General features: G+C 48.5%; 24 protein-coding genes and 1 other annotated feature. Of the genes, 21 read left to right on the forward strand and 3 right to left on the reverse strand.

Going from position 1 to position 20,524, the window contains the following annotated elements; all coding sequences use genetic code 11:
* Positions 1-48: 48 nt before the first annotated feature.
* The 8 genes from pflA to ACEN86_RS08520 all read left to right on the forward strand — a co-directional run bounded on the left by pflA (position 49) and on the right by ACEN86_RS08520 (position 7,610).
* Positions 49-789 (forward strand): pyruvate formate-lyase-activating protein, encoded by a 741-nt coding sequence (pflA, locus tag ACEN86_RS08485; protein WP_495633851.1) that lies wholly within the window; start codon positions 49-51, stop codon positions 787-789.
* A gap of 210 nt (positions 790-999) precedes the next feature.
* Positions 1,000-1,449, forward strand: coding sequence for a Fur family transcriptional regulator (locus ACEN86_RS08490; protein ID WP_495633852.1), 450 nt, complete (start codon positions 1,000-1,002; stop codon positions 1,447-1,449).
* Positions 1,450-1,454: 5 nt separating this feature from the next.
* The gene (yidD, locus tag ACEN86_RS08495) at positions 1,455-1,709 is read left to right on the forward strand and encodes a membrane protein insertion efficiency factor YidD (protein ID WP_495633853.1); all 255 of its coding nucleotides are present in this window, start codon (positions 1,455-1,457) and stop codon (positions 1,707-1,709) included.
* Positions 1,710-1,750: 41 nt separating this feature from the next.
* Positions 1,751-2,005 (forward strand) — a binding site (T-box leader).
* A gap of 94 nt (positions 2,006-2,099) precedes the next feature.
* The gene (metG, locus tag ACEN86_RS08500) at positions 2,100-4,130 is read left to right on the forward strand and encodes a methionine--tRNA ligase (protein WP_495633854.1); all 2,031 of its coding nucleotides are present in this window, start codon (positions 2,100-2,102) and stop codon (positions 4,128-4,130) included.
* A 144-nt stretch (positions 4,131-4,274) separates the two neighbouring features.
* Positions 4,275-5,249 (forward strand): metal ABC transporter substrate-binding protein, encoded by a 975-nt coding sequence (locus ACEN86_RS08505; protein WP_495633855.1) that lies wholly within the window; start codon positions 4,275-4,277, stop codon positions 5,247-5,249.
* Positions 5,250-5,285: 36 nt separating this feature from the next.
* Entirely contained in the window at positions 5,286-6,044 is a 759-nt protein-coding gene (locus tag ACEN86_RS08510; protein ID WP_495633856.1) for a metal ABC transporter ATP-binding protein, read from the forward strand.
* Positions 6,045-6,066: 22 nt separating this feature from the next.
* A complete protein-coding gene (locus ACEN86_RS08515) occupies positions 6,067-6,870 on the forward strand; it encodes a metal ABC transporter permease (protein ID WP_495633857.1) in 804 nt (267 codons plus the stop codon).
* A gap of 26 nt (positions 6,871-6,896) precedes the next feature.
* A complete protein-coding gene (locus tag ACEN86_RS08520; RefSeq protein ID WP_495633858.1) occupies positions 6,897-7,610 on the forward strand; it encodes a cytochrome c biogenesis CcdA family protein in 714 nt (237 codons plus the stop codon).
* Here the strand turns inward: ACEN86_RS08520 and splB are convergent.
* Entirely contained in the window at positions 7,607-8,680 is a 1,074-nt protein-coding gene (gene splB, locus ACEN86_RS08525; RefSeq protein WP_495633859.1) for a spore photoproduct lyase, read from the reverse strand. The two genes, ACEN86_RS08520 and splB, sit on opposite strands and share 4 nt — an antisense overlap.
* Positions 8,681-8,883: 203 nt before the next feature.
* Between splB and mntR the strand changes: the two genes are divergently transcribed.
* From mntR to ACEN86_RS08540, 3 genes are all read left to right on the forward strand, one after another.
* The gene (gene mntR / locus ACEN86_RS08530; RefSeq protein WP_251378286.1) at positions 8,884-9,309 is read left to right on the forward strand and encodes a transcriptional regulator MntR; all 426 of its coding nucleotides are present in this window, start codon (positions 8,884-8,886) and stop codon (positions 9,307-9,309) included.
* Positions 9,310-9,437: 128 nt separating this feature from the next.
* The gene (locus tag ACEN86_RS08535; protein ID WP_495633860.1) at positions 9,438-11,057 is read left to right on the forward strand and encodes a family 10 glycosylhydrolase; all 1,620 of its coding nucleotides are present in this window, start codon (positions 9,438-9,440) and stop codon (positions 11,055-11,057) included.
* Between the two features lie 119 nt (positions 11,058-11,176).
* A complete protein-coding gene (locus ACEN86_RS08540) occupies positions 11,177-12,142 on the forward strand; it encodes a patatin-like phospholipase family protein (protein WP_495633861.1) in 966 nt (321 codons plus the stop codon).
* Positions 12,143-12,146: 4 nt separating this feature from the next.
* Here ACEN86_RS08540 and ACEN86_RS08545 read toward each other — a convergent pair whose 3' ends face one another.
* The gene (locus tag ACEN86_RS08545) at positions 12,147-12,473 is read right to left on the reverse strand and encodes a hypothetical protein (RefSeq protein WP_495633862.1); all 327 of its coding nucleotides are present in this window, start codon (positions 12,471-12,473) and stop codon (positions 12,147-12,149) included.
* A gap of 7 nt (positions 12,474-12,480) precedes the next feature.
* Positions 12,481-13,476, reverse strand: coding sequence for a DUF1385 domain-containing protein (locus tag ACEN86_RS08550; RefSeq protein ID WP_495633863.1), 996 nt, complete (start codon positions 13,474-13,476; stop codon positions 12,481-12,483).
* A gap of 192 nt (positions 13,477-13,668) precedes the next feature.
* On the opposite strand from ACEN86_RS08550, the gene ACEN86_RS08555 reads away from it, so the two are divergent.
* The 10 genes from ACEN86_RS08555 (at position 13,669) to spoIIIAD (ending at position 20,510) form a co-directional block, all read left to right on the forward strand.
* On the forward strand, positions 13,669-14,196 hold the full coding sequence (locus ACEN86_RS08555) for a YqhR family membrane protein (protein WP_495633864.1): 528 nt from the start codon (positions 13,669-13,671) through the stop codon (positions 14,194-14,196).
* Positions 14,197-14,249: 53 nt separating this feature from the next.
* Positions 14,250-14,693 carry a type II 3-dehydroquinate dehydratase gene (gene aroQ, locus ACEN86_RS08560; protein ID WP_495633865.1) on the forward strand — a complete coding sequence of 148 codons (444 nt, stop codon included), beginning with the start codon at positions 14,250-14,252 and terminating at the stop codon, positions 14,691-14,693.
* A 13-nt stretch (positions 14,694-14,706) separates the two neighbouring features.
* Positions 14,707-15,777, forward strand: a complete 1,071-nt coding sequence (locus ACEN86_RS08565) for a M24 family metallopeptidase (RefSeq protein WP_495633866.1) — start codon at positions 14,707-14,709, stop codon at positions 15,775-15,777.
* A gap of 54 nt (positions 15,778-15,831) precedes the next feature.
* Complete coding sequence (gene efp, locus ACEN86_RS08570) at positions 15,832-16,389, forward strand: elongation factor P (RefSeq protein ID WP_495633867.1); 558 nt, start codon at positions 15,832-15,834, stop codon at positions 16,387-16,389.
* Between the two features lie 183 nt (positions 16,390-16,572).
* Positions 16,573-17,826, forward strand: a complete 1,254-nt coding sequence (locus tag ACEN86_RS08575) for an aspartate kinase (RefSeq protein WP_495633868.1) — start codon at positions 16,573-16,575, stop codon at positions 17,824-17,826.
* Between the two features lie 148 nt (positions 17,827-17,974).
* The gene (locus tag ACEN86_RS08580) at positions 17,975-18,241 is read left to right on the forward strand and encodes a YqhV family protein (protein WP_495633869.1); all 267 of its coding nucleotides are present in this window, start codon (positions 17,975-17,977) and stop codon (positions 18,239-18,241) included.
* A 96-nt stretch (positions 18,242-18,337) separates the two neighbouring features.
* Positions 18,338-19,336: a stage III sporulation protein AA gene (spoIIIAA, locus tag ACEN86_RS08585; RefSeq protein WP_495633870.1), complete on the forward strand. Its 999-nt coding sequence runs from the start codon at positions 18,338-18,340 to the stop codon at positions 19,334-19,336.
* Positions 19,329-19,847: a stage III sporulation protein SpoIIIAB gene (gene spoIIIAB / locus ACEN86_RS08590; RefSeq protein WP_495633871.1), complete on the forward strand. Its 519-nt coding sequence runs from the start codon at positions 19,329-19,331 to the stop codon at positions 19,845-19,847. The genes spoIIIAA and spoIIIAB overlap by 8 nt, the downstream gene beginning before the upstream one ends.
* 58 nt (positions 19,848-19,905) lie before the next feature.
* Entirely contained in the window at positions 19,906-20,109 is a 204-nt protein-coding gene (gene spoIIIAC / locus ACEN86_RS08595) for a stage III sporulation protein AC (RefSeq protein WP_068616922.1), read from the forward strand.
* An 11-nt stretch (positions 20,110-20,120) separates the two neighbouring features.
* Positions 20,121-20,510, forward strand: a complete 390-nt coding sequence (gene spoIIIAD, locus ACEN86_RS08600; RefSeq protein WP_495633872.1) for a stage III sporulation protein AD — start codon at positions 20,121-20,123, stop codon at positions 20,508-20,510.
* Positions 20,511-20,524: the final 14 nt, after the last annotated feature.

Consider the following 20,524-nt stretch of genomic DNA (forward strand, 5'->3'; position numbering starts at 1 on the left):
CAAGACCATAATCAGCTGCAGTTCCTGCAGAAAGGGATGAGACAAATCATGCTCACAGGTCATATTCACTCACTAGAAACTTTCGGAACCGTTGATGGCCCGGGGATACGGTTCGTCCTCTTTATGCAGGGCTGCCTGCTGAAATGCAAATACTGCCATAACCCGGATACTTGGAATCTAACGGGCGGCAAGGATATGCATATGGAAGAGGTGCTTGCCGAGATCGAGCCCTATATTAATTACTACCGTTCTTCTGGCGGCGGATTAACCGTGTCGGGAGGAGAGGCAACGCTGCAAGCCCATTTCGTTGCAGAGCTGTTCCGCGAGGTCAAGCAGCAGTGGGGGCTTCACACTACATTAGATACCAACGGTTATAATGAAGGGGACAAAATTAAAGATCTACTCGATGTAACGGATCTGGTCCTTCTCGATCTGAAGCATATTGACAACGAAAAGCATATTGAGCTTACAGGTAAGCCTAACGACCGGATGCTTCATATGGCAGAATGGTTGTCAGAGCATAACAAGTCAATGTGGATCCGACATGTACTTGTTCCAGGCATTAACGATGATGAGGAAGACTTGCTGCGTTTGGGCCGTTTTATTGGAAAGTTAAATGGTGTCGAGAAATTTGAAATCCTGCCGTATCACCAAATGGGTATCTACAAATGGGAAGCCTTGAATTGGAAGTACCCGCTTGAGAATGTACCGTCTCCTACGGATGAAGAAGTTCAAAGAGCTTATCAATTAGTAGAGGAAGGTCGTACTCAGAGCGCCCTGCAGGTATAGGCTGCAATGTTTCATCAATAGCGTGAGAATTAGTATCCAGGATACTGAGTCTCGCGCTTTTTGGTTGCTTTTGTATTCCTAGACGAGCGAATTAATTTAATTCGTGCTGAATATCCCTGTCCCAGCTGGCTGTACGGCTTCGATTGACTCAGGTATCTTTTTGCGGCATTATGAATGGTAGACAGATTTGTCAGGGCAGGAGGAAAATATATGCTGTCGACAGACGAGATTATTGGAGTTATGTCAAGTCAAGGGCTTCGGATCACGGATCAGAGGAAGACCCTGGCCAAACTATTTGCCGAAACAGAGGGTTATTTGACCCCCAAGGATGTCTATGACTATATGTGCAAAAAATACAGCGGGCTAAGTTTTGACACGGTCTACCGCAATTTGCGTGTCATGGAAGAGCTCGGTGTGATCGAGCAGATCGTCTTTGAAGATGGGCTTAAATTCAGGGGTGGCTGCAGCGAGGTGCACCATCATCATCATATGATATGCCTGCAGTGTGAGAAGACCTATCCAATTCATTTCTGTCCGATGTCACTCGCGGATACACCGGAGCAATTTCAGGTCGTTAAACATAAATTCGAAGTGTTCGGCTATTGTAAGGACTGCCAGGCAGCCAAGCAGGATTCGTATGAGTCCCAGCAGCAGGGATAAGCAATATGGCCATTATGCGTAAAGTTGTCCAGGGACCGATCCATGTCTACCGGAAGTTCATCTCTCCTCTTAAGCCGCCGACCTGCCGCTTCTATCCTAGCTGTTCGGCCTATGCGCTTGAAGCGATAGAGGTTCACGGTGCCTTGAAAGGTTCTTGGCTTGCCGCAAGGCGGATTGCCAAATGCCATCCGTTTCATCCCGGGGGGCTGGACCCGGTTCCACCGCGTTATGAAGATTCCACTGTTCAGGAGAAGACCTGACTTGACAAGCGCATACGAACTTTCATATATTTTAGATATATCAATTTCCTGAGAATGGATAAGTACGAAGCAGCCACCAGTACAGAGAGCCGGATGAAGCTGGGAACCGGTCTGGAGGGACTTTGGAAGATGGTCCGGGAGGAACTTTTTTCGAGCTAGCGGGATGCCTGCAGTGAGGGGAAAGCGCTGATCCAGCGTTAACGGAGCGTCTATATAGACGGTTAATGAGCCCGGGTGCTTAAGCTTTGATCCGGGGAAATTGGGTGGTAACACGTGAGATCTCTCTCGTCCCATTAGGGGACGGGAGTTTTTTGTTTTTTTGCCCTATTGCATGAGACTTTGGAGTGGCCCTGAGAGGCTAAGATTTAAATTCCAGGAGGAGGATCACTGATGTCTGACAAGAAAACTTTTTACCTGACTACCCCAATCTATTATCCAAGCGACAAGCTGCACATTGGCCATGCTTATACTACGGTGGCTGGGGATGCTATGTCCCGCTATAAGCGGCTGCGTGGATATGACGTCCGGTTCTTGACGGGTACGGATGAGCACGGTCAGAAGATCGAACAGAAGGCTCAAGAGAAAGGAATGACTCCCCAGCAGTTTGTCGATGAGATTGTTGCGGGAATTAAGGAACTGTGGAAGAAGCTCGATATTTCTAATGATGATTTCATCCGTACTACAGACGAGAAGCATAAGCAGATCGTTCAGGATATTTTTGACCGCCTGCTTCAGAAGGGGGATATCTACAAAGGGGAGTACGAAGGCTGGTACAGTATTCCGGATGAGACTTACTATACAGAGACCCAATTGGTTGATGTTGTGCGTGACGAGAAGGGGAACATCCAAGGCGCCAAAAGTCCAGACAGCGGACATCCGGTTGAGCTGGTTAAGGAAGAGTGTTATTTCTTCAGAATGAGCAGTTACGCGGATAGATTGCTCAAATATTACGAGGAGAATCCTGATTTCATTCAGCCGGAGTCCCGGAAGAATGAGATGATTAACAACTTTATCAAGCCAGGCCTTGAAGATCTGGCCGTATCCCGCACCACCTTTGAATGGGGAGTTAAAGTCAAGGGTGATCCAAAGCACGTCGTCTACGTGTGGATCGATGCGCTCTCTAACTATATTACTGCTCTGGGCTATGGCACCGACAATCCCGAGCTCTATAATCGCTACTGGCCGGCCGATGTGCATTTGGTAGGCAAGGAAATTGTCCGGTTCCACTCCATCTACTGGCCAATTATGCTGATGGCTCTTGATATTCCACTGCCGAAGAAAGTGTTCGGACACGGCTGGCTGCTGATGAAGGATGGCAAGATGTCCAAGTCGAAGGGGAACGTGGTGGACCCGAATACTCTAATTGACCGCTATGGTCTGGACGCAACGAGATACTATCTGCTTCGTGAGGTGCCATTTGGTTCAGACGGTCAGTTCACACCGGAAAGCTTTGTTGAGCGGATCAACTCAGATTTGGCTAACGATTTGGGTAATCTGCTAAATCGTACTGTAGCTATGGTGAACAAATACTTTGATGGCGTGCTGCCTGCCTATGTTCCTAACGTAACAGCCTATGATCAGGAGCTTACAAATGCTGCAAAGGCTGCGGTAGAGAAGGTAGAAGAAGTTATGGAGAAGCTAGAGTTCTCCATTGCCCTTACTGCGATCGGCCAGTTCGTCAGCCGGACGAACAAGTATATCGATGAGACTCAGCCATGGACATTGGCAAAAGATGAGTCGAAGCGTGATGAGCTTGCTTCGGTAATGGTGCACTTGGTCGAATCTCTGCGCATTGCTTCTATCCTGCTGCAGCCTTTCCTGACCCAGGCTCCAGCGAAGATCTGGGCTCAGCTCGGAATCGCCCAAGGCGAGCTCACTGCCTGGGACAGCGCGAAATCCTACGGATTAATACCTGCCGGTACGAAGCTTGGTCAAGGTGAACCGATCTTCCCGCGTCTGGATCCTGCTGAGGAAGTAGCTTATATTGTTCAAGCCATGGCAGGAAGCACGGCGGCCTTTGCTGAAGCGCAGCAGGCGCAAGCTCCAGCTAGTGGTGCTGCGGATGCCCTTGAAGCAGCTCCTGTTCCTGAGCTTAAGGAAGAGATCAGCATTGATGAGTTCGCGAAGGTTGAGCTGCGGGTGGGCCAGGTGATATCAGCGGAAGCTGTAGCCAAGGCTGATAAGCTGCTCAAGCTTCAGCTTGATCTCGGCTTTGAGCAAAGGCAGGTTGTGTCGGGCATCGCCAAGTTCTATAAGCCGGAAGATCTGGTTGGGCGCAAGGTTATCGTGGTGACTAACCTAAAGCCGGTGAAGCTTCGCGGTGAACTCTCACAGGGGATGATCCTTGCTGCGTCGCAGGGTGATCAGCTGACGCTGGCTACAGTTCCGGACAGCATGCCGAATGGCGCTGTCGTGAAATAGAAAGGTAGATATAAGACCTTCTTCAATATTGAAGAAGGTCTTTTTTTGAGTTAGCTGGGCACACTGGAACTCGGGGTTGACATTCATTTTACCGTGACCCTATAATTTAATTTGTAATTATTACGAATAGGGAAGGCGAATGAAATGAAATTTAATATGGGGCGGGCCTTAATAGGGCTATTATTTATTATTATATTGGCTGGCTGCGGGCGTGGGGGAACGAATCAGCTTGTTGAAGGGAAAGTGAACGTAGTTACGAGCTTTTATCCAATCTATGAATTTGCCTCCGCAATTGGTGGAGAGGATGCTAACGTGATCAACCTGCTGCCTACAGGGGTAGAACCGCATGAATGGACACCTCGGAGCAATGATATCATTACGGCTTCCAAGGCTCAGCTATTCTTCTATAACGGAGCCGGATTGGAAGGGTGGGTACCCAGCTTCCTGAAAGGGCTTAGTCAAGACTCCAAGGTCAAGACCGTGGAGGTCAGCAAAGGTATTTCGCTGATTGAAGCTGAAGCAGGTGCAGAAGACCATGATCACAGTGCTGAAGCTTCAAATGCCGAGGGATCACAAGCTGATGAACCTGCGGCGCATACCGTAGATCCCCATACCTGGGTGAGTCCCAAATCTGCAATGCAGATCGCAAAAAACATCAAGGACAGCTATATTCAAGTCGATCCGGCTCACCAAGCGGGTTATGAATCTCGTTATAAGAAGCTCGCGGATCAGCTGAATAAGCTGGATATGAAGTTCACAAGTGAGCTGGCGAAGACGAACAAGAAGGAAATTGTTGTATCCCATCAAGCATTTGGCTATCTGTGCCGGGATTATGGGTTAACCCAGCATGCGATTATGGGGCTGTCCCCGGATGCGGAACCAAGGGCCCAGGATATTATTGAACTGTCCAAAGTGGTGAAGCAGGAGAATATCAAGTATATTTTCTTCGAGGAGCTCGTATCTGATAAGCTGGCGCGGACCCTGGCAGGGGAGACCGGAGTTCAGACTCTGGTGCTTAACCCGGTTGAAGGACTAACCAAGCAGGAAGAACAGAACAAGGATAATTACTTTACTTTAATGGAGAAAAATTTGCAAAATCTCATTCTGGCTTTACAATAAAGTTAACTATCATATGGAAATGGAAGGCGGCCGGTTATGATTTCGGACAGCGGCACTACTGCACCTTATTGTCATCAAAATATTATCGAAATAGACCAGGTATCGTTCTCATACAGGGATCAGAAGGTGATTAAGGACCTGAGCTTCACGGCCAAGGAAAGAGACTTTGTTGGCGTGATCGGGTCCAACGGGACGGGCAAGACGACCCTGCTCAAAATGATTGTGGGACTGCTAGCCCCATCACAAGGGAGTATTAAGCTGTTCGGCGAACCTATTCAGAAATTCAAGGACTGGGAACGGATTGGGTATGTTCCGCAGAAGAATGCTTTTAATCCGCTGTTCCCGGCTACGGTGCGGGAGGTTGTCCTCTCAGGCTTATACAGCAACCGGAAGATCTTCCGCCGGATGGGAAGAGAGGATCATCAGAAGTGTTCCGATGCTATGGAAGTCATGCGCATAACTGATATTGCACATAAAAGAATTGGTCAGCTCTCGGGCGGGCAGCAGCAGCGTGTATTCCTTGCCCGGGCCTTAATTAATCATCCGGATCTGCTCATCCTCGATGAGCCGACAGTAGGGATTGATGTGCAGACCCAGGCTGATTTCTTCGAGCTGATCTTTCACATGCATGCGCATCATCATATGACCTTCTTGATGGTATCCCATGATATCGAGATGATCGAAGGATATCTGGGGAAGGAGCCGCGCGACCGAAGCGGCGGGATCAAGTTCCATGTTAGACATTCCCATGATACGGACTGTGAAATTCCGGATTTGCAGCATTCGCTTAACTAGCTTCTATAAGGAGATATGAACATTGGAGATATTAACGGTAGATTTTTTCCAGAGAGCACTTGCAGGCGGACTGCTCATCGGAATAACGGCACCCCTTATCGGGATATTCCTCGTCCTGCGGCGTCTGTCCATGATCGGAGATACGCTAGCTCACGTAACCATTGCGGGGGTGGCGCTTGGTTTCCTGATTAATGTGTATCCTATCGCGGTCGGACTCGTCTTCGCCATCGTGGCTTCCTTTGCCATAGAGAAGCTGCGCAAGGCTTATCGGGGCTATGCGGAGCTGTCCATCGCGATCATTATGTCCGGCGGGGTCGCCCTGGCTTCACTGTTCTTCACCCTGGGGATGGGATATAACACCGATGTAGTAAGTTATTTATTCGGCAGCATTTATACCTTGGATACCACGGATCTGTATGTAGTAGGAGCTGTCACCCTAATTGTGGTGATCGGAATCTCGCTGTTCTTCAAAGAATTCTTCCTGCTTACATTTGAAGAGGATGCGGCCGCGGTCAGCGGACTGCCTGTAAAATGGCTTAACCTGCTAATTACTGTGATGACGGCGCTCGTGATCAGTACCGCGATTAAGATTGTTGGCGCTTTGCTGGTGTCCGCACTGATCACCATTCCGGCGGCATGTAGCCTGTTCATTGCAAGAAGCTTTAAGAGCTCTGTGATCTTCTCGGTAGTCATTGCCGAAATTGCTGTTGTAGCCGGATTGATGGTTGCAGGAATCTGGAATCTGGCTCCTGGGGCAACGATTGTTCTGCTCCTGATTGCTATGCTCATCCTAACCCTGCTTGCTAAAAGAGGGTTTACCGCTTAATTGAACTGATACTACAGGAGGAACTTATGCCGGATCTCAATATTTGGGTGGCCTTCGCGGCCGGGATTGCCTCATTCATTTCGCCCTGCTGCCTGCCTTTATATCCTTCTTATCTATCCTATATCACCGGGATGTCGGTACATACCCTGCGTAATGAGCAGGACCGGCCAAACGTCCGGTTCAAGACGATGACCCATACGCTCGCTTTCATATTAGGGTTCTCTGCAGTATTCTATACGCTTGGATTTGGAGCTGGTATGTTCGGGCAGTTCTTCAATGAATACAGAGACCTGATTCGCCAGCTGTCTGCCATCTTGATTATCATTATGGGGTTATTCTTGTTAGGGTTATTCCAGCCGCAATTCCTGATGAAGGAACGCAAGCTGGAGTTCAAATGGAAGCCCGCTGGATACATAGGCTCATTCATTCTGGGGATTGGCTTCTCAGCCGGATGGTCTCCTTGTGTCGGACCGATTCTTATGTCAATTATTGCGTTGTCAGCAAGTGCACCCGGCACATGGCTTGGGCTGATTACGGCCTACTCATTAGGCTTCGCACTGCCCTTCTTCGTATTGGCGTTCTTCATCGGTTCAACGAAGTGGATTGTGCGATATTCAGGTCTGATGATGAAGATTGGCGGCGGCTTGATGGTGCTTATGGGCCTCCTGCTATTCACCAACCGGATGACCTACATCACCATTTGGCTTCAGAGCATCACGCCGGACTGGCTGAAATTTTAGGTGAAATAATCAATCTTGGCATAAGGAAAATGTTCAAAAATTCGCTCTGTGATGAATTCGCGCAGGGCGATTTGCTGTTCATCGGGATATACATATTTATATTGTCCGTAGCGGCCCCATTTCTTCTTGCGCTTCTCCATATCCATTTCCAGCTTGGTTTTGGGGTATCTTTTCTCAATCGTGGCTTTGGCCGTCTTGGTGAAGCGGTGCTGGATCATCTCAAAAGTTAAATCCTTCACCGGCTCTGCCGGCATGGCCTGCGCCAGCCGCTGAAGCAGGTCAGCGTAACCCTGCTCCCAGCCGTCATACCAAATGATTGGGGCTATAATAAAGCCTAATGGGTAACCGGCCTTGGCGATTTTGCCGGCAGCTTCAATTCGTTCTTCAAAGCTGGATGTGGCTGGCTCGAATTGACGAATAACATAATCGGAATTGATGCTGAACCGGACACGGGTATGGCCTCCGTGATTCAGATTCAGAAATGGGTCCACATGATGAAATTTCGTGACAAACCTCAGCCGTCCATACTGCTCCCCAGCCATGAAATTGATAAGCTCGGTTAAAGAACCGGTAATATGCTCAAGACCGACCGGGTCGGAAGTACAGGCCGCTTCAAAACGGGTGATCTCGGGGATGCGTTCGTCAATATACTTTTTGGCGGCCGCAATGATATCCCCAGTGTTCACATAGACCCGGATATAAGGCTTCGCCCCTAAGGTGGTCTGAAGATAGCAGTAATGGCAGTGGCCCATGCAGCCTGTCGAGATGGGGATAGCATATTCTGCGGATGGCTTGGATTGATCGAATGTTAAAGTCTTGCGAACGCCTACAACCAAGGTACGCTTGGCGTTCTTGTACTGCTGCAGCTCCGTATCTCCGGGAAGCCCGGTAATGCGGTTATGAGAAGTTGTCATTTTGAAAGGAATGTTCTGCGACTTGACCCAGTCCATAATTTGAGTGCCTTTGGGATATTCCAGAGCTCCAGGTTCAAAATATACAAAGTCAGGTACAAAAGGCTTGGTATGCATTTTGGGCTGAGCAGGGGGTTCGGCAGTAGTTAAGGCAGCCATCGTAATAACCTCCAGACCTGTTGGGATACAGCTATTGTGTGTGGAACAGCGGATTAAGAATCATGGCAATAATAAGTACATGAGAACATTACCAATGCCTATGCCGTCAGGACTTGCCAAGTCCTCTCCGGAACATGTATCATTACAAGAGCAGGTTTCACGGCACACAGGCCATTGTTGATAAAAAGAAAAGAGGGAATGACATGCCAACGCCCAGCATGGAGGATTATTTGGAGCGCATCTACAAGCTTATTGACGAGAAGGGGTATGCGCGCGTTTCGGATATTGCCGAAGGCTTGGAGGTTCACCCTTCATCCGTAACGAAGATGATCCAGAAGTTGGATAAGGACGATTATTTGATCTATGAGAAGTACAGAGGACTTGTCCTGACGAGCAAAGGCAAGAAAGTGGGCAAGCGTCTGGTTGACCGGCATGAACTGCTGGAAGAGTTTCTCGAAATGATCGGGGTACAGCAGGAGAACATTTATAAGGATGTTGAAGGAATTGAACATCATTTAAGTTGGGATTCTATTACCAGAATTGAAACATTAGTCGAGTTTTTACGTCAAGATAAACAAAGAATACAGCAGCTTCACGCTTTGCATGGTGAAGTGATTAGCGATTCGTGAATGAGGCATCTGTCCTTATAGACAGGTGCCTATTCTTTTTCATGGGAAAGTTCGCTATGGCTGTGTACTTTAGCTTTAGTGCTCTTTGGCATGAAAAAAATTTATGATTTTGGGAGGAAAAGTAGTATATGAAGTTTCGAAATCTGTTGATGCTGTCGCTATTGCTCATACTGAGTCTGTCGTCCCTGTCTCCGTCCGCGTTGGCCAAAGCCTCACAGATCACCCTGCTCCTGAATGGACAGCCCCTTCATAGTGACGTGTCCCCATACTTGAAATCCAACTTTACTATGGTCCCTTTACGAGTAATTAGCGAGGGGCTTGGTGCAAGTGTCGACTGGAACAATGGGACGAGTACGGCAACCATTTCGAAGGGTTCAGAAGTATTGGTGCTTCAAGCAGGCCGGAAGACGGCGAAGGTGAACGGCACAACGATCTCTCTGGACGCCCCTGTACAGGTCGTAAGCGGCCGTACTATGGTTCCTCTAAGGTTTGTTGGGGAGCATCTAGGTCTGCAGGTGAATTGGAATCAGGCGAAGCAGCAGGTTGCCTTAATTACCAAGAATGCCGGGGGCAGCCCAGCTATTCCAGGAACAACGCCGGATCCAACTCCGGGGACTACACCAGGGAATAGTAATTCGGCCCAGATTCGCGGAGCCTGGATTTCCACGGTGTATAATCTGGATTGGCCAAGCACTAAGTCTTATGGTAATGCAGATCAGCAGAAGGCCGAGTATTCGGCGCTGCTGGATAAGCTGCAGGACACGGGGATCAACGCTGTCTTCGTTCAGGTTCGTCCCGCTGCGGATGCAATCTATCCTTCCAAGCTTGTACCCTGGTCTCAGTATTTAACCGGGACGCCAGGCAAGGACCCAGGTTATGATCCGCTGGCCTTTCTGGTAGATGAGACACACAAGCGGGGTATGCAGTTCCACGCCTGGTTCAATCCGTTCCGGGCTAGTATCCTCACGGATGTCAGCAAGCTCCCAGCGAACAGTACGGCGCTGCAGCATCCTGACTGGATTGTGAAGCAGGGCGGGAAGCTGTATATTAATCCGGGTATTCCCGAAGCCCGCCAACAAATTATCGATTCCGTTATGGAAGTGGTGCAGAATTACAATATTGATGGTGTTCATATGGATGACTATTTCTATCCGTCAGGAGAAAGCATCAGTGACCCATTTAATGACAATAGTACTTTTGCGGCTAATAATCCGGATCAGATCAAGAGCAAAGGGGATTGGCGTCGCAGCAATATCAACACCTTTGTAAGAGATCTGGGACAGAGCATCCATAGGGTCAAACCAAGCGTAAGCTTTGGAATAAGCCCCTTTGGGGTATGGCGCAACAAGGCCACTGACATGACGGGTTCGGATACCAAAGCTGGAATCACTGCATATGACAGCATGTATGCCGATGTCCGCACCTGGATTCAGAATGGGTGGATCGATTATGTGGCTCCGCAAATCTACTGGAGTATGTCGTTCACAAATGCCCGTTATGACAAATTGGTGGATTGGTGGTCTCAGGAGGTTCGTGGAACGGGCGTCAAATTGTACATTGGCCACGCTCCATACAAGCTCGGTAGTCCGGAAGTAGGCTGGCAGACGGCCCAGGAGATCATTAACCAATTGGTGTACAACAAGCAGTCAGGAGAAGTGCAGGGAAGCATTTTTTATAGTGCCAAAGATTTGATCAAGAATCCGCTAGGCTTGCTGCCATTATTGAAATCTTATTTTCTTACAAATTAACGGAATTTCATCTGGACTGATGTCATAAACACAGCCCTCATCCTCATACATAAGCAGTAGACCGCCCCTTAACCTTGGGGTGTGGCCACTCTTATGCAGGATGGGGGCTGTTTGGCTGTATGCGGATAAATGGTGTATTCCAAGGCGGAGGGGTCAGAGGCATTTCCCTGGTAGGCGCTGTGCGTGCGGCAGAAATGCACGATTTCAAATTTGTAAGATTGGCTGGAACCTCATCCGGTTCCATTGTTGCGGCTCTATTGGCAGCCGGTTACAGTGCAGAAGAGATGAAGGAGCTCATTCTTGCGACGAATTTTACCAAGTTTCTAAAAAGATCAGCCATATTCAATACCCCGCTAATCGGTCCGGCTACGCGTATTATGTTGAAGAAAGGGTTGTATGCCGGAGAAGCTCTGGAGGACTGGCTCAGAAAGGCGCTACTCGTGAAGAAGGTCAGAACGTTCAAGGATCTGGAGAAGGGAAAGGTGACGATTATAGCTTCCGATATTACAAGCGGCAAAATTCTGATTCTTCCTGACGATTTGCAGAAGCTTGGGATCGATGCGAATCAATTTGATGTGGCTCACGCCGTTAGAATGAGCTGCAGTATTCCCTATTTCTTCGATCCCGTTCTGCTTCGGCTGCCGCCCAAGCTGTCCCGGGGCAAGACGTTCAAGGATCAATTTATTCATATCGTGGACGGAGGCCTGCTCAGCAATCTGCCGCTGTGGCTGTTCGATCAGGACGGGGTAAAAGCGGACGGCGAGATGATTCCAACGGTTGGCTTTCAAATGGTAGGGAAGAATTCGAACCAGCCGCACCGGATCGGAGGGCCTTTCAGCATGCTGCAGGCGTTGTTCGATACTATGTTATCGGCTCATGACGAGCGGTACATTGAACAGGAGAACCGGTATCGGACGGTCAAGGTGCCTATTCTTGGCATAGGGGTAACCCAATTTCATATTACACATGAAGAAAGCCTGCTGCTTCATGAATCCGGCTTCCGTGCGGGAAGCAAGTTCTTCGGTGACTGGAGTACCCAGTATTACGAAGAGGAATTCATAAAGTATTTTCAGCAGGCTTTCTAAGTCTTTAATGATATTTAGGCTGCTGCCCATCCTCATTTTTGCCTTTATTACCCTCGATAACTTGAAAAGGATAATGCTTGCGTTTGGGAGCGGCATCAGAACGGCGCTGGGGCGTCGTTTTTGCTATTTTTGCCATGGTTTTGACTGACGGCTTCACTTTAGGTGACTTCGAACGGTACTTGGCTGGCGGGAATTTATAGAGCAGGAATACGGCAGCAACCAGAACAACAGGGATCAGCCAATTCAGTATTCCGCCTGTAAGCATGCTGTTCGCAATGCCGATTGCTGCAAGTCCGATAAGGACCCAAAATATGAGGGCCTGTTTTCTCATCGATTCATCATCCTTTCACGGGGTCCAGATGGGTACCGAGCATTGAAAGCTCAGTCGAAGCATTCCGTTCCAGTTCAGCATCGAGCTCGCGCATCCGGTTAAAGGAAGCGATGGATACCTCGACTTGTTCATCATTAGGTTCTTTGGTGGTAAGCAGCTGCAGCCACAGTCCAGGGTAGCCAAGGTAGCGAAGCACAGGAATGTCGCGCAAGGAATTTGTAATTTTCAGTAATTCGAACGATACTCCGATAACAAGCGGAAGCAGCAGCAGGCGAATATACACCCGTTCCCATAAGTTATCCCAATGGAAGAAAGAATAAATAACAACACCTACAATTACAGTCAGTACCATGAAGCTGCTGCCACAGCGGTAATGAAGTCTGCTGTATTTCTGCACATTCTTGACCGTGAGTTCTTCACCGGCCTCATAAGCACTAATTACTTTATGCTCAGCCCCATGGTATTGGAACAACCGCTTAATCATCGGGGTTAATGAAATTGCCCATAAATAAGCGAGGAGAAAAATGATTTTGATTACACCTTCGAGCAGTGAATGCACAAATGTGCTGCTGAATACGTTCTGGAACAGGAACTGCTCGATCACCGCCGGCACCACAGTAAGCACCACTTTACCGAATACAAAAGAAATGATACCCATAATCGCAACGCCTAGAATCATCGTTAGCGAGAAGCTGGATTCTTGCTTCGCCTTCTGCTGGGCTCTTTCCTCCGGACTTAGCTCATCATCTGCCAAAGCCTCGGCGGAGTAATTCAGATGCTTTGAACCTTTGGCACTGGCATCGACAATACTCACAATGCCTCGAAGAAGTGGGACTTTACGAAGCCGAGTCACCCATTTCTTGTCTTTCTTGGGGACCTCAAGGAAAGTGATCTCTTGATTCTTCCGGCGGACAGCTGTGACATTCACATGCTTGCCACCGAACATAACGCCCTCAATAACGGCTTGGCCGCCATAGATGGCCGGACTTGATTGTTCAGGCAACAACTTCACCTTCCTAAGCTTAGTATTAGATTTGTCCAAAGGTCACAAATCTGTATGACTTTGTTAAGTCTATTGTATCTAACTTCAGCACTAAATTCTAGTTATTCGGCCTGATTAGCCTTTATCTAATTGCGCATACTACATGGAATGAAAGCGAGGATCAGGTATATTTCAGGAAGGAATGATGCAAGTATGGCGCAGCAGCAAAGAAGAAGTGAGAATACTGGAGTTCGTACAAATCCATGGTGGTTCGCTCTGGAGCTGGGTTTTTTTGCGGGAGTTATATGGGGAGGCGTTCATGGTGTGTTCTATTTCTTTAGATTCACATCGATAATTCCTGGATTTCTGGCGGAGCCCTTCTTCAAGACCACATTTCTCAAGACTCAGCCCGGTTATTATTTGGGATGGTTGTTCTTTATCTTTTTCTCCATCATAGCGGCCTTTCTGTACACCTTCATACTAAGAAAAGTGCGGGGCCCCTGGCTTGGAATGGTCTACGGAATAGCTTGGTGGGCTGTTATTTACTTTGCGGTCGGACCTATGCTGCATATGGTAAAGCCATTTAAACAGCTGCATTTCACTACGCATTTCAGCGAATTCTGCCTGTTCCTTCTATGGGGACTTTTTATAGGGTACACAGCCGCTTTTGAGTACACGGATGAACGCGACAGGGAGCCTAAGAAGCTGATGAGACAGCTCAAAAGTGCTTCTCAAGAATAACCATCCTATGGTAAAATAAGCTTTGGTTATTTTACGAGAGAGGGTGGGGAACGATGAACCGCATTCTGGTGATTAACGGTCCGAATTTGAATTTGCTCGGGGTTCGTGAACCTGGAATCTATGGCTCTTTAAGTCTGGCTTCTATAGAGGAGAATCTAAGTAAGCAGGCTGGGGAATTGGGCATTCAAATTTCGTTCTTCCAATCCAATCACGAAGGGCATATTATCGACCGCATACATTCGGCTATGGGCGAAATGGACGGAATTGTCATCAACCCGGGTGCACTGACCCATTACAGTTATGCGATTCGGGATGCCTTGACTACAGTGAAGATTCCGGTGGTAGAAGTACATATGTCTAACATCCATGCTCGTGAGGAGTTTAGACACAAGTCTGTAGTCGCCCCGGTAGCTGTCGGTCAGATTGCCGGCTTTGGGGATGAAAGTTACTATTTGGGACTTGCTGCACTGAACAGATACCTCGAGGGCAGGAATTAAGGAGACAAATAATATGGCGAACAAACGGGTAATAAAACTCAGGGAATCGCTGCGTCAGAGAAATTTGGAGGCGGTATTTATAACCAGTGCCATTAACCGCCGTTATTTGTCTGGCTTTACGGGTTCCTCAGGATATGTGCTGATCACACATCAGAAGGCATACTTGCTGACGGATTTTCGTTACATGACCCAGGCTCCACAGCAGGCTGCGGGCTTTGAGGTAGTTGAGCATGGAGTATCCGTATCCGAGACCCTGAAAGAGCTTCTTGCTGCTGAGCGGATTAGCGAAGTAGGCTTTGAGCAGGACGATGTTGTGTACTCTGCGTATCGCAAATATGAGCAGGAATTGGCTCCTGTTCAGCTTGTGCCAGTAACGGGCATCGTTGAATTATTAAGGGTCTACAAGGATGTAGAAGAGCTTGCGATCATGAAGCAGGCTGCTGATCTGGCGGATCGCACATTCCATTATATGCTGGAGATTCTTAAGCCGGGCGTGACTGAGCTTGAGATGGCCCTGGAAATGGAATTCTTCATGCGCAAGAACGGCGCGACGTCCTCTTCTTTTGACACCATTATTGCATCAGGTGAGCGTTCAGCCCTTCCGCATGGCGTGGCAAGCGATCGCGTGCTTGGCAACAATGAGTTCGTCAAGATGGATTTCGGAGCACTGCTTAACGGGTATTGTTCCGATATTACACGTACGGTGGTACTCGGCACGCCTACTGCAAGGCACCGTGAAATCTATGACATTGTGCTTGAAGCCCAGCTCCATACGCTAGAGCATCTGCGTCCTGGGATGACGGGGGCAGCGGCTGATGCGCTTGCGCGGGATATCATTACCAAGTACGGGTATGGTGAGCAGTTCGGACATAGTACCGGGCATGGCCTGGGTATGGAGGTTCATGAGTCGCCACGCTTATCGAAGCTTAGCGATACGATTCTTCAGCCGGGAATGGTTGTTACGGTTGAGCCGGGAATATATCTGCCTGGATTCGGCGGCGTAAGAATTGAAGATGATGTCGTGATTACGGAGAACGGAATTCGACGTTTGACGGAATCCACGAAAGACTTTATTGTTATTTAGGATGGCATCAAGCATAATTATTGAAGTACTTGTATAACTTGAGGAGGATTTTCTGTGATTTCAGTCAACGATTTTAAAACAGGCCTTACTGTAGAAGTAGATGGCGATATCTTTACCGTATTGGAGTTCCAACACGTTAAGCCGGGTAAAGGTGCAGCGTTCGTACGCTCCAAGCTGAAGAACCTTCGTAACGGGAACACCGTTGAGAAGACTTTCCGTGCCGGTGAGACGATTGGACGAGCTATGATCGAGAACCGTGAAGTTCAATATCTTTATGCAAGCGGTCAAGAGCATACCTTTATGGATAACGAGACTTATGACCAGTTCTCTCTGGATGCGGACCAGCTGGAATGGGAGCTTAACTTCCTGAAAGAGAACATGAACGTGAAGATCGTCAGCTACCAAGGCGAGATCCTGGGAATTAACCTGCCGACAAGCGTTGAGCTCAAGGTTGTTGAGACTGAGCCAGGCGTTAAAGGCAACACGGCTCAAGGCGCTACGAAGAGTGCTAAAGTTGAAACTGGGCTTAGTGTTCAGGTTCCTCTTTTCATCAACGAAGGCGATGTACTTCTTATCGATACTCGTGAAGGCAAATACATTTCCCGCGCATAGTCTTCTATGCCGCAGACATGATTCCTCCATCCTTCGGATGGGGGAATTTTTGTGCAGGTGCGCAAAAAGATTGACTTCCTAACTGACTTTCGTATTATACTGGTTTAAAGCGTTACTGGATATGGACTACACTATGCCAAACGCCATACTAGGAGTATTTTGATCAATGAGGAGTGAACCAACTTGGCTTTATACGTAATGAAATTCGGAGGGAGCTCTGTAGGCGATACAGAGCGAATGAAACGCGTAGCAAAGCGTATCGCTGAGAAACAAGACGAAGGACATCAGTGCGTTGTCGTCGTGTCGGCTATGGGAGATACAACAGACGACCTGATCGACCAGGCCAAGCTGCTAAATGCAGAACCGCCGGCTAGAGAAATGGATATGCTGATGACGAATGGTGAACAAATTTCAATCGCCATGCTGTCCATCGCGCTTCATGCTATTGGACGGAAGGCTGTTTCCTATACAGGTTGGCAGGCGGGCTTCCGAACTGAAGCGGTATTCGGGAAAGCACGCATCACGGACATTCGTCCGGATAAAGTGAAGCAATCGCTTGACGAAGGCGCGATTGTAGTCGTAGCCGGTTTCCAGGGCATGACGGAAGATGGCGAGATCACGACGTTTGGCCGCGGAGGTTCAGATACTACGGCAGTTGCGCTCGCAGCAGCGATCAATGCCGATGTATGTGAAATTTACACGGATGTGGATGGAATCTATTCTACAGACCCGCGGATTGTGAAATGTGCGCGCAAGCTGAGTGAGATTTCATATGACGAGATGCTAGAGCTCGCCAATCTGGGTGCTGCTGTTCTTCATCCCCGTGCGGTGGAGTATGCGAAGCATCACAAGGTCCGTCTGGTTGTACGTTCAAGCTTTACCCATAATGAAGGCACAGTTGTGAAGGAGGAAGTCAGCATGGAGCAAGGTGTTGTAGTCAGTGGCATTGCTTATGATAAAAATGTGGCGCGAATCAGTATTCTAGGTGTATCTCACGTACCCGGTGTACTGGCCAAAGTATTCGGTTCACTTGCGGAAGCCAAAATTGACGTTGATATTATCGTACAAAGCGGTGTACTGGACGGCAAAGCCGATTTCTCATTTACAGTAGCCCTTTCAGACCGTGAGAAAGCCTTGAATGTCATTGAAGGCCTTCGTGGAGATCTTCCTTTCAGTGAAGTGAACTCCGAAGATAACCTGGTGAAAATTTCAATCGTCGGCGCAGGGATGGTTAGTCACCCGGGCGTTGCGGCTCAAATGTTCGATGTCATCTCCAAAGAGGGAGTTAACATCAAGATGGTAAGCACATCAGAGATCAAAGTCTCTTGTGTCATTGATGGAGATAAGCTTGCTGAGGTTGTTAAGGCGCTTCACACCGCTTACCAGCTCGATACCGAGGAGCAGGTCTTTGTTGGCGGACCGCAAGACCGCAGATAACTCCTGCCTTCATATATGAAGCAGGTAATTGAATATCTTAGTTGGTTATAGAGAAGATTCACTGTTCAGACAGTGAATCTTCTTTTTTTTTCTAAAAAAACAATCAAGTGCATAAAGATAGATAGAGGACAAGAGCAAGGAGGGAATTATGCTTGATAAATTCGTAGCCAGTATGGCAACACTGCGCATCGTATCTGGAACTCTGGAGATTATTGCAGCCATTTTGATGATCAAATTAGGGCGAATTGACAAAGCGCTCGCAGTGAATACAGCCTTGGCTTTTGTAGGACCGACGGTACTGATTGTAACCACTTCACTTGGCCTGATGGGTATGGCTGACAAACTTTCCTGGGGAAAGATTGGCTGGGTGGCCTGCGGAGTCATGTGTCTCTTAATTGGGATTTTGAAAAAATGATAGATTTCCCGTCATACCCGGAAAAGTACAGGCATACACTTGTCATATGTAAAGTTACTAAAAAAGTTCTGAAACACTGAACGTGTGGGGGTAGGCATGAACCCAACTTGGTTATCCGTATTACCTGAACACATCTCAGGCATGCTGCGCCGGATTCCACAAGACCTTCTGACCCATCTGGAGGAGATTCGGATTAGAGAAGGGCGTGCGCTTGAAGTGAATGCCGGCGGGCGGCATTACTTTATCACTGCGGAGGGACAACTCAGCCGGAACCCGGAGGAGGCTTTCAAGCCAGGAAGAGAAGATACCCATCGGCTGCTTGACCAGATTACGAATCATTCCTTGTACACCATGGAGGAAGAGCTTCGAAGAGGATTTATCACAATTCCAGGGGGGCATCGAATCGGGCTTGCGGGTAGAACGGTTCTTAGCGGAGGCAAAGTTGAGCACATTCGGGACATCAGCGGCTTCAATATGCGAATTGCCCGTGAGGTAAAAGGGATCGCCGATGCTGTTCTGCCTCATCTGCTGGACTTCAGGCACAGAAGCGTGAAGCATACGCTGATTCTATCCCCTCCCCAGCAAGGGAAGACCACCTTGCTTCGCGATTTGGCCAGACAGATCAGCTCAGGGGCTTGGGGACATCCGGAAGCCAAATGGCCAGGGATGAAAGTAGGGATTATCGATGAACGCTCCGAGATTGCAGGAAGCCAGCGGGGAGTGCCGAGCTTTGATGTGGGACCGCGTACCGATATCATGGATGCCTGCCCCAAAGCTGAAGGGATCATGATGATGATCAGATCGATGTCACCCGAAGTGATCATTGTGGATGAAATTGGCCGCGCGGAAGATGGAGAGGCACTGGCCGAAGCCCTTCATGCAGGAGTAAGGGTAATCGCTACCGCGCACGGTACTGATGCAGCGGAGCTGCTCCATCGGCCCGCACTTGCGAAGCTGGCCGATCCACCCTTTTTCCAGATGTATGTAATTATTTCCAGAACGGACAAGGGTCTCGTCTATAAACTTCTGGACAGCAAGATGAGATCCTTACAGGTAGACGAAGTACGACGGAGAGGTAGTGACTCTCATGATTAAGATGCTCGGGGCAGTGCTTGTAATTGTCGCTGGTACCATGGCGGGATGGCTGAAAGCCCGGCAATTTGCCAATCGTCCAGACCAAATCCGCCGGTTAATTCAGGCTCTCAAAAGGCTTGAAACGGAGATCACCTATGGCTTTACCCCTTTGCCAGAGGCGCTTAGGCGAATCGGTAAGCAGAATAATGCCCCCATTCGTTCTATTCTGATGAAAGCTGCTGAGGGAATGGACGGACAGGCAGGCATGACCGCCCAGGAAAGTATGCATCAGGCGATCCGGGAGGAATGGGGGCATACCGCCATGAAGCCTGCAGAGCGGGATGTGCTGTACCAGCTTGCCTATTCGCTTGGGACAAGCGACCGAAGAGATCAGCTGAAGCATATTGAGACTGCTGTTCGCCAATTGGAAGCAGAGGAATGTGCCGCGAGAGAGGATCAGGCGAGGTACGAGAAAATGTTCAGAAGCCTGGGACTCCTGACAGCAGCTCTGATCGTCATTCTGATCTACTAGAATCCACTTCCGGGGGCATTGCTCCATCCGCTCTAATTTGATAGCGAGGTGCCTTTTCATGAATTTAGAAGTCAATGCTATATTCCAGATCGCTGGCATCGGCATTATTATTGCAATGATTCATACGGTGCTGAAGCAAATGGGCAAAGAGGACATGGCACACTGGGTGACCTTGATCGGATTTGTGGTTGTGCTGTTTATGGTTATTCGCATGCTGGACAGCCTGTTTCAAGAAATTAAATCGATATTTCTGTTCCAGTAGGAGGTCCGGCTATGGAGATCATCCAGATTGTCGGACTTGGGCTGCTGGCAGCGGTATTGATCCTCGTCATCAAAGAACAGAAGCCGATCTTTGCCTTTCTGATCGCTGCATTTACGGGCATTACGATATTTATGCTTCTAATCGGCAAAATCAGTTCCATTATTGATGTTCTTGAAGAACTGGCCAAAGCCTCCGGTGTGCAGATGATCTATCTCAAGACCATTCTGAAAATTATCGGAATTGCTTATATCGCCGAATTCGGTGCCCAAATTGTTCGCGATGCGGGACAAGAAAGTATCGCCTCAAAAATTGAACTCGCCGGCAAAGTATTAATCATGGTGCTCGCTATCCCAATTATCGGCATTATTATCGAGACCATTATGAAGCTTCTGCCGGTCTAGCAGAAATGGGGACA

The sequence above is a fragment of the Paenibacillus sp. Paensp111 genome, assembly GCF_059492195.1.

Bases quoted from the DNA above. Each gene is read 5' to 3' on its own strand.
- metG (WP_495633854.1), top strand. From the start codon at position 2,100: ATGTCTGACAAGAAAACTTTTTACCTGACTACCCCAATCTATTATCCA.
- ACEN86_RS08520 (WP_495633858.1), top strand. From the start codon at position 6,897: ATGCCGGATCTCAATATTTGGGTGGCCTTCGCGGCCGGGATTGCCTCA.
- splB (WP_495633859.1), bottom strand. From the start codon at position 8,680: ATGGCTGCCTTAACTACTGCCGAACCCCCTGCTCAGCCCAAAATGCAT.
- ACEN86_RS08565 (WP_495633866.1), top strand. From the start codon at position 14,707: ATGGCGAACAAACGGGTAATAAAACTCAGGGAATCGCTGCGTCAGAGA.
- ACEN86_RS08545 (WP_495633862.1), bottom strand. From the start codon at position 12,473: ATGAGAAAACAGGCCCTCATATTTTGGGTCCTTATCGGACTTGCAGCA.
- ACEN86_RS08535 (WP_495633860.1), top strand. From the start codon at position 9,438: ATGAAGTTTCGAAATCTGTTGATGCTGTCGCTATTGCTCATACTGAGT.
- ACEN86_RS08540 (WP_495633861.1), top strand. From the start codon at position 11,177: ATGCGGATAAATGGTGTATTCCAAGGCGGAGGGGTCAGAGGCATTTCC.
- ACEN86_RS08505 (WP_495633855.1), top strand. From the start codon at position 4,275: ATGAAATTTAATATGGGGCGGGCCTTAATAGGGCTATTATTTATTATT.
- yidD (WP_495633853.1), top strand. From the start codon at position 1,455: ATGGCCATTATGCGTAAAGTTGTCCAGGGACCGATCCATGTCTACCGG.
- spoIIIAA (WP_495633870.1), top strand. From the start codon at position 18,338: ATGAACCCAACTTGGTTATCCGTATTACCTGAACACATCTCAGGCATG.
- spoIIIAC (WP_068616922.1), top strand. From the start codon at position 19,906: ATGAATTTAGAAGTCAATGCTATATTCCAGATCGCTGGCATCGGCATT.
- ACEN86_RS08555 (WP_495633864.1), top strand. From the start codon at position 13,669: ATGGCGCAGCAGCAAAGAAGAAGTGAGAATACTGGAGTTCGTACAAAT.
- pflA (WP_495633851.1), top strand. From the start codon at position 49: ATGCTCACAGGTCATATTCACTCACTAGAAACTTTCGGAACCGTTGAT.
- mntR (WP_251378286.1), top strand. From the start codon at position 8,884: ATGCCAACGCCCAGCATGGAGGATTATTTGGAGCGCATCTACAAGCTT.
- ACEN86_RS08510 (WP_495633856.1), top strand. From the start codon at position 5,286: ATGATTTCGGACAGCGGCACTACTGCACCTTATTGTCATCAAAATATT.
- aroQ (WP_495633865.1), top strand. From the start codon at position 14,250: ATGAACCGCATTCTGGTGATTAACGGTCCGAATTTGAATTTGCTCGGG.
- spoIIIAD (WP_495633872.1), top strand. From the start codon at position 20,121: ATGGAGATCATCCAGATTGTCGGACTTGGGCTGCTGGCAGCGGTATTG.
- ACEN86_RS08490 (WP_495633852.1), top strand. From the start codon at position 1,000: ATGCTGTCGACAGACGAGATTATTGGAGTTATGTCAAGTCAAGGGCTT.
- spoIIIAB (WP_495633871.1), top strand. From the start codon at position 19,329: ATGATTAAGATGCTCGGGGCAGTGCTTGTAATTGTCGCTGGTACCATG.
- ACEN86_RS08580 (WP_495633869.1), top strand. From the start codon at position 17,975: ATGCTTGATAAATTCGTAGCCAGTATGGCAACACTGCGCATCGTATCT.